The 462-nt window shown below is 67.3% G+C and carries 1 protein-coding gene; it reads right to left on the bottom strand.

Features of this window, described 5'->3' with window-relative positions; genetic code table 11:
• A partial coding sequence (locus tag C5L12_RS27820; protein ID WP_157949152.1) for a LysR family transcriptional regulator occupies nt 1-462 on the bottom strand: 462 nt, incomplete at both ends.

Genomic DNA, 462 nt, shown 5'->3' with positions numbered 1-462 from the left:
GAGCAGGCGCCGGTTGGATGCCACCTTGCGCGCGACGATGCGTGCATCGGGTGGCTCGCCAAAGCGCACACACACATCAAACAGGTCCTCATTCAGTGGCGGCGGGTCGGCAGAGAGTTGCAGTTGCACGTCCACGTCTGGATACGCCTTTACATACTCCGAGATGGCCGGCGCGATGTGCATGCGCCCGAAGCCGAGCGTGGCGTTGACGCGGAGCAGGCCGCTTGGGCGGCCCTTGGCCTGTGTGAGCAGTTGGTCCAGGTCGTCGATCTCGCCCAGGATGCGACGCGCACGTTCCAGGAAGACCTCGCCTTCGGGGGTGAGGCTCATGCGCCGGGTCGTGCGCGTCACGAGGGGCATGCCGATGCGCGCTTCCATCTGTGCCAGGCGCTTGCTGACTGCGGGCGTGGTGATGCCCAGATTACGCGCCGCCGCGCTCAGGCTGCCGGCGGTCGCCAGCGC

Source organism: Neorhizobium huautlense (genome assembly GCF_002968575.1).
Lineage (GTDB): Bacteria > Pseudomonadota > Alphaproteobacteria > Rhizobiales > Rhizobiaceae > Neorhizobium > Neorhizobium huautlense.
This window is presented reverse-complemented; position numbering and strand designations above follow the sequence as displayed.